We start from the raw sequence: 6,528 nt of genomic DNA, 5'->3' as shown, positions 1-6,528 counted from the left end.
CCTGCCCGACCCGGCGCCGGGCCAGCACGGCGGCGAGCACTCCGGTGCCCGTACCCAGGTCGAACGCCGTACGCACGGCCCCGCCGCCCGGCAGGGGCGCCCGTGCGACGAGGTCGACGTACTCGCTCCTGGTCGGCGCGAACACCCCGTAGTGCGGGTGGATCCGCGCGCCCAGCGCCGGTACGGCAACGCCCTTCTCCCGCCACTCCCGGGCTCCGATCACCCCCAGCAGCTCGGTGAGGGCTACGGCGACAGGCCCGCCGCCCGGGGGCCCGTATGCCTCGTCGCACGCCCGGCGTACATCCGGCGCGCGGCGCAGCGCCAGGGTGTGGTCCTCCTCCAGCTGGACGAGCAACTTGCCGAGCACGCGCGCCCGGTGGGCGCGGAACCGGCGGTGTGCGTGAAAGGCCTCGGCCGGGGCTCCCGGCATTTCGTGCGCGCTGCGGCCGACGCGGCGGTCCATGGCGCGCAGCAGCTGCCGGGCGTTGTGGAAATCCCCGCGCCACAGCAACGCGGTGCCCTCACAGGCCAGTCGGTGGGCGACGGCGGCCGGCGTCAGGTCGTCGGCGACGACGACCCGGCGAGGCAGGGGCAGGCCGGATTCAGAGTGCCAGCGGGCGGAACGGGGTCGAGCCTCGACCCAGTGGATCGTGGACACGGCAGACTCCTCGGAAGGTCGAACGTGAGCGAACGCGCGAAGCCACGACGACCACGTCACCGAGGACCATGCCGAGTGTCATCAACGAGCCTTTCGAGGAAGGGAAGCTGCCGAATCAAGAGTGCCAGATCTCGCGGGGGATGGCCCGCCACAGCAGGGTGCACCACGGCCAAGTCGCCCGGGTCCGTAAAACCGCGCACCACATCCGCAAGCACCGGGCTTGCTGAGCGTCGCCGAGCGCTCACACTCAAGTGGCCCTGCCCCATACCCTGACAGTGGACGCCGAACAGAGAAGGGGCGAGACCGTGCCATCTGACGCTACCCCTGACCCCTACGCCGACCCGCTTGTCTTCGGGCCACGGCTCCAGATCCTGCGCACTCGCAAGGGCCTCACCCGTGAGCAACTCGGAGGCCTCGTCGGCCGCTCCGGTTCCTGGGTCAAGGGCATCGAAACAGGCCGTCTCAAGACACCCAGACTCGAAGTGATCCTCCGCATCGCCGAGATCCTCCGCCTACGGGACCTCTCCGACCTCACAGGAGACCAGTCCGTACGCGTCGGCCTCTTCACCGGACCCGGACACCCACGCCTCCCCGAAGTGAAGTCGGCTGTCGATGCCTTTCCACTCACCACCGAGCGCCAGGCACCCCCCGCCGAGCACCTCCGCGCTCGCCTCGCACGTGCTTGGGCCGCCCGACACTCGGCCCCGAACCACCGTGAGGTCATCGGCGGATTGCTGCCGGACCTGATCCGCGACGCGCAGGCGACGGCGCGCCAGGCCGACTCCGGACCGGAACGGCGTGCGGCACAGGCGGTCCTCGCGGAGGTGTACTCCCTCGCACAGTTCTTCTGCGCCTACCAGCCCGACCCGGCGCTGCTGTGGCGTGTCGCCGACCGCGCCCTGATCGCTGCTCAGGAGTCCGAGGACCCGCACACGATCGGCGTTGCCGCGTGGCTCGCCGCTCAGGCACACCGTGACAGTGGGCCCGCCCACTTCGACGCTGCCGACGCCGTGAACCTGGGCGCGCTGGCCTACCTCGAACCGCTGCTGCCGAACGCCGGCGACGATGTCCTCGCGATCACGGGCGCCCTCACCTTTGAAGCCGGTTACACGGCAGCCCACCGGGGCGAGGCGGGGACAGCCTGGCGGTACTGGGACCAGGCCCGGGATATGGCGGCCCGTCTGCCCGCCGCCTACTACCACTCGGTGACGTCGTTCTCACCCGGCATCATGGGCGCGCACGCAGTGACCATCGCCGTCGAGTTGCACGCCGGCGGGGAATCCGTACGGCAGGCCGCGGCTGCCGACGCGGCAACCATCCCGTCGCGACCACGACGAGCGCGCCATCGCATCGAAAGCGCTCGCGGCTACCAGCTCGACGGGCAGCCGGACGTGGCACTCGCCACGCTCGACCAGGCCTACGAAGCGGCACCGGAAACGATCAAGTACAACGGCTATGCCAAGCGCATCATCCTGGAAGAGACCGAGGCCAAGTCTCCGGCGCGCAGGCGCCGTGCCTCGGGGCTCGCTGTAAAGCTCGGTCTTCTCGCAGCGTAATCAAGGGGGCACAAACTGTGCCCCTGCCGCTGTACCGGCGCTTCTACGGTCACGTGGTGAAACGGAACGCACGTGACCGGGGAGGCCCGAGCATGCCCAGTAACCACAGCCACTCAGCCTTACGGCCCGTCGTCGCTGCGCGCGGCATGCTCGTACACGGCACAGCAGACCGGCGGTCAGCAGCGGAGCACTGGCTATTGGCATCACTGCCCGCCCCCGGCCGTGCCCGGGCCCGGCTCGAATGGCGGCAGCACGACGTGGCCATGCTCCCGCTCGGCACCTTTTTCTCCGCCGTACGGATCCCCGGCCGCCTTGTAGTAGCCCTGACGGAAAGCACCGAGACGTCCGAACTCGACGAGTTCATGCGCCACGCCCTCGATGGCGGCCCCGTCATCTGCGATCCACGCCACTTGCGGTATTACGCCCTGGTACCCGCGAGCGTGCCAAGAACCTGGCATCAGGCCGTCGACGACTGGAGGCCCCTGGACGTGGAATGCCTCGGCCACGGCAGCTACCTCGGAGTTCCCAGGGTGGACGCCGTGGAACGCACCCCCGCTCGGGCCACTTACTGGTCAGTGCCGATCGACTCGGCCGCGACCCTGTGCAGGCCGTTGAAAGTCGCCCGGCTGATCGCCGCCGGCCGTCACTGCCTGCCCACGGAGCGGGAAGAGTGAGTGACGCGGCGCGGATCCGACAGCGGTGCGAGGACGTGCTGTGGGATCCGATCCCGCAGGGGGACGAGTTGTCTCTCCTGGCTGAGGAGTCGGAGGCGTACGTCGGGCTGCTCGCTCCGAAGTTGGAGGAGCTGGTGCCGCGTATGCGCGAGGGCATGCAGGACACGGCGCGCATCGTGCTGAGGCACTCGGGCGAAGTCCTCGACGACACCGGTACGACGGCAGCCGAGCTCGGGACACGGCTGTACAACGCCGGAGTGAACGCGCGCGCACTACTCGGCCTCCTTGAGCGACCGGGCGAACTCGATCCGTCTCCGGGTCCGAGCCGTCGCCCTTGAGGCACGGCGGCCCGCCCGGAAGAATGACAGCGGGTTCCTCTCAAACCGTCGCCGCCACATCCCCTGCCCTCCGCCGGATCACCAGCGCCATCAGCGCCGCCCCCGCGCACAGCGCCCCCGCCGCGTACCAGACCACGTCGTACGACCCGAAGGTGTCCCGCGCGACACCGCCCAGGAAGGCGACGAGGGCCGCCCCGACCTGGTGGGAGGCGAGGACCCAGCCGAAGACGATCGCGCTGTCCTCGCCGTACTGCTCGCGGCACAGGGCGAGGGTGGGCGGCACGGTGGCGACCCAGTCGAGGCCGTAGAAGACGATGAAGAAGATCATCGGAGGGTGGACCGCGGGGCCGAGCAGGAGCGGCAGGAACATCAGGGAGACGCCCCGCAGCGCGTAGTACACCGCCAGCAGGCGGCGCGGCTCGAAACGGTCCGTGAACCAGCCGGAGGCGATCGTGCCGACGACGTCGAAGACGCCGATGACGGCGAGCAGGGACGCGGCGGCCTGGACGGGCATGTGGTGGTCGTGGGCCGCGGGGATGAAGTGGGTCTGGATCAGGCCGTTGGTGGAGGCGCCGCAGATCGCGAAGGTGCCGGCGAGCAGCCAGAACGGGCCGGTGCGCACGGCGGACAGCAGCACGGCCACGGCCCGGCGGGCGGCGCCGGGCACGGGCGGCGGCTTGGGCACGAACTCGGCGGCGCCGTACGGCTTCTGGCCCACGTCGGCCGGGTGGTCGTGCAGCAGGAGCCACACGAACGGGACGACCGCGAGCGCGGCGAGGGCGACCGTCACGGCTGCCGGGCGCCAGTCGTGACGGTCGATGATCCAGGACAGCAGGGGCAGGAAGATCAGCTGGCCGGATGCCGAGGCGGCGGTGAGGATGCCGCTGACCAGGCCGCGCCGCGCGGTGAACCAGCGGTTGGTGACGGTCGCGGCGAAGGCCAGCGCCATGGAGCCGGAGCCGAGACCGACGAGCAGGCCCCAGCACAGCATCAGCTGCCAGGCCGCTGTCATCCACACGGTGAGCAGGGATCCGGCCGCGATCACGGTCAGGGCGACCGCGACGACCCGGCGGATGCCGAAGCGGTCCATCAGGGCCGCCGCGAACGGTGCCGTCAGACCGTAGAGCGCCAGATTCACCGAGACGGCGGCGCCGATCGTGCCGCGCGACCAGTCGAACTTGTGGTAAATCTTTGGGGCACGTGAGTCCGCGTGCATGAACAAGGGGGGCAGACAGATGGACGTCACCATCTACGTACGACTGAGCCTCGATCAGCATGGCGACGAGTTGGGCGTTCAGCGCCAGGAGGACGAGTGCCGGGCGTTCGCCGCAGCCCGTGGCTGGACCGTACGAGAGGTGATCTCGGACAACGACATCAGCGCCACCTCGGGCAAGGTGCGGCCAGGGTTCGAACGGCTGTTGGCGTCCAAGCCGGACGCGATTCTCTGTTGGCACACTGACCGGCTCGTGCGCAGGACGGAAGACCTGCTGCGAGTGATCGCACTCGGGGTCAACGTCCACGCCATCCACGCCGGACACCTCGACCTGTCGACTCCGGCCGGTCGGGCCACGGCCAAGACGGTCACGGCTTGGGCGGAGTACGAGGGTGAGCAGAAGGCGCTACGGCAGAAGGCGTCGAACCTCCAGGCGGCGAAGAACGGCAAGCCACACAAGGCGGGCTTGCGAACGTTCGGATACGAAGACGACTACGTGACCGTGGTCGATGCCGAGGCGGAGGCGATCCGCAAGGGTGCCGAGATGGTTCTCCAAGGCGAGACCCTGGCGGCTGTCGCTCGCTTCTGGACCGGCCTCGGTCTGCTCGCTCCCCGCTCGTCGTCCGGCAAGGCGAAGGGTGAGGCAGATGGCGAGGCGAAGGGGTGGGGCGTGGGCGGTGTGAAGAAGGTGCTCATCTCCCCTCGGTACATCGCTCAGGTCACCTACCGGGGCGAGGTGATGGGCGCGGGCAAGTGGCCCGCGATTCTTGATGATGCGACGCACTACGCCCTCGTGTCGGCACTGACGAACCCCAAGCGCTTCACGGGCGGTGCGCGTACGGGCTCGGCCCCTCAGACCCTGCTTGCCGGACTGGCCACGTGTGAGCGTTGCGGGGATACCGTGCGAGGCGGCATGTACCGAGGGACCCCGGTCTACCGCTGCGGACAAAAGCACGTACGCGTGCCCCGGGAACTGGCCGACAAGCGAGCGGGTAACGCCGTCCTGGCGCGGATCGTCTTCCCCGACTTCCTTCCCTGGGTCCTCGCTTCTCGGCAGGAGCAGGGAGACGACTCAGCCCACCTTCATCAGGAAGCGCAGACCCTGCGGGAACGGCTCGACGGGTTGGCTGTGTCCTACGCCTCCGGGTCCATCACCCTGTCCCAGATGACGGCCGGTACCGAGGCGATCCGGTCCAGGCTCGACGAGATCGACGAGAGGCTGTCCGGTATCACTGGCCTGCCCCCGATCGACCCCGTGTCGGGCATCGCTGGCCTGATTCAGGACTGGCCGAACACTCCACTCCCCGTCCGTCGAGCGTGGGTCAAATTCGTCACCACGATCACGATGCACCCGAACGGCTTCAAGAAGGCGGCGAAGATGACCGTGGACGACTACATGACCGTGGAGTGGAACCACACCGCCGACGACGAACAAGACGCGTAGCCTGCCCCACTCTCGTCTCCGCAGGCCCCCCTTGGACCACACCACCAGGAGGAACCAGTGTCATACCCGCAACTGCTCACCCCCGAGGAGAAACTCGCCGACGCGAAGAAGCTGTTGAGCCTCCCGCGTATCGTCGTGATCTGCGGCTCCACCCGCTTCATGACCGAGATGACCGAGGCCGATCTGCGGGAGACCAAAGCTGGAAAGATCGTCGTCAAACCGGGCTTCGACATGAAGGCGCCGCACGGGCTTTGGTCCGATCCCGCCGAGGCCGAGGCGCTGAAGGTCCGGCTCGGCGAGCTGCACCGGGCGAAGATCCGGCTCGCCGACAAGGTGCTCGTAGTCGGCGACCACATCGGAGACAGCACCCGAGCCGAAATCGCCTACGCCCGGTCGCTGGGCAAGCCCCTGCGGTTCACGCACCCCGAAGTCGACCCTGACGCCTGACCGCCCGCTGCCACCTCGACAACCAGGGCCGGCAGCCCGCCGCCCGACCGTCTCGCGGCGGCTTCGACCGACGCCCACTTCAAACCCTCCGCAGGCATCCCTTGGAATTGATCGGTGGCGCGGATCCCGTCGGTCTCCGGCATCCGGACGTCCATGAGGACGACGTCCGGGCACAGCTCCCGCAGGACCGAGACCGCC

The 6,528-nt window shown here is 69.2% G+C and carries 6 protein-coding genes and 2 pseudogenes; 5 read left to right on the top strand and 3 right to left on the bottom strand.

Going from position 1 to position 6,528, the window contains the following annotated elements; all coding sequences use genetic code 11:
* Nucleotides 1-658: pseudogene (locus ABZ281_RS32105) on the bottom strand (methyltransferase); the annotation flags it as partial.
* A gap of 305 nt (nt 659-963) precedes the next feature.
* Here ABZ281_RS32105 and ABZ281_RS32100 point away from each other — a divergent pair.
* The 3 genes from ABZ281_RS32100 (at nt 964) to ABZ281_RS32090 (ending at nt 3,226) form a co-directional block, all read left to right on the top strand.
* On the top strand, nt 964-2,214 hold the full coding sequence (locus ABZ281_RS32100) for a helix-turn-helix transcriptional regulator (RefSeq protein WP_356661204.1): 1,251 nt from the start codon (nt 964-966) through the stop codon (nt 2,212-2,214).
* A gap of 197 nt (nt 2,215-2,411) precedes the next feature.
* Complete coding sequence (locus ABZ281_RS32095; protein ID WP_356661202.1) at nt 2,412-2,888, top strand: hypothetical protein; 477 nt, start codon at nt 2,412-2,414, stop codon at nt 2,886-2,888.
* On the top strand, nt 2,885-3,226 hold the full coding sequence (locus ABZ281_RS32090; protein ID WP_356661200.1) for a hypothetical protein: 342 nt from the start codon (nt 2,885-2,887) through the stop codon (nt 3,224-3,226). Before ABZ281_RS32095 ends, ABZ281_RS32090 begins: the two co-directional genes overlap by 4 nt.
* Before the next feature lie 40 nt (nt 3,227-3,266).
* Here ABZ281_RS32090 and ABZ281_RS32085 read toward each other — a convergent pair whose 3' ends face one another.
* Nucleotides 3,267-4,475 carry an MFS transporter gene (locus ABZ281_RS32085; RefSeq protein ID WP_356661198.1) on the bottom strand — a complete coding sequence of 403 codons (1,209 nt, stop codon included), beginning with the start codon at nt 4,473-4,475 and terminating at the stop codon, nt 3,267-3,269.
* On the opposite strand from ABZ281_RS32085, the gene ABZ281_RS32080 reads away from it, so the two are divergent.
* Nucleotides 4,462-5,883 carry a recombinase family protein gene (locus ABZ281_RS32080; protein ID WP_260474317.1) on the top strand — a complete coding sequence of 474 codons (1,422 nt, stop codon included), beginning with the start codon at nt 4,462-4,464 and terminating at the stop codon, nt 5,881-5,883. The two genes, ABZ281_RS32085 and ABZ281_RS32080, sit on opposite strands and share 14 nt — an antisense overlap.
* A 57-nt stretch (nt 5,884-5,940) precedes the next feature.
* On the top strand, nt 5,941-6,330 hold the full coding sequence (locus ABZ281_RS32075; protein ID WP_356661196.1) for a hypothetical protein: 390 nt from the start codon (nt 5,941-5,943) through the stop codon (nt 6,328-6,330).
* Nucleotides 6,331-6,437: 107 nt separating this feature from the next.
* Here ABZ281_RS32075 and ABZ281_RS32070 read toward each other — a convergent pair.
* Nucleotides 6,438-6,528 (bottom strand): annotated as a pseudogene (locus ABZ281_RS32070) (DNA-binding response regulator); the annotation flags it as partial.

It is taken from the genome of Streptomyces sp. NPDC006265 (assembly GCF_040613555.1).
Classification (GTDB): domain Bacteria; phylum Actinomycetota; class Actinomycetes; order Streptomycetales; family Streptomycetaceae; genus Streptomyces.
This window is presented reverse-complemented; position numbering and strand designations above follow the sequence as displayed.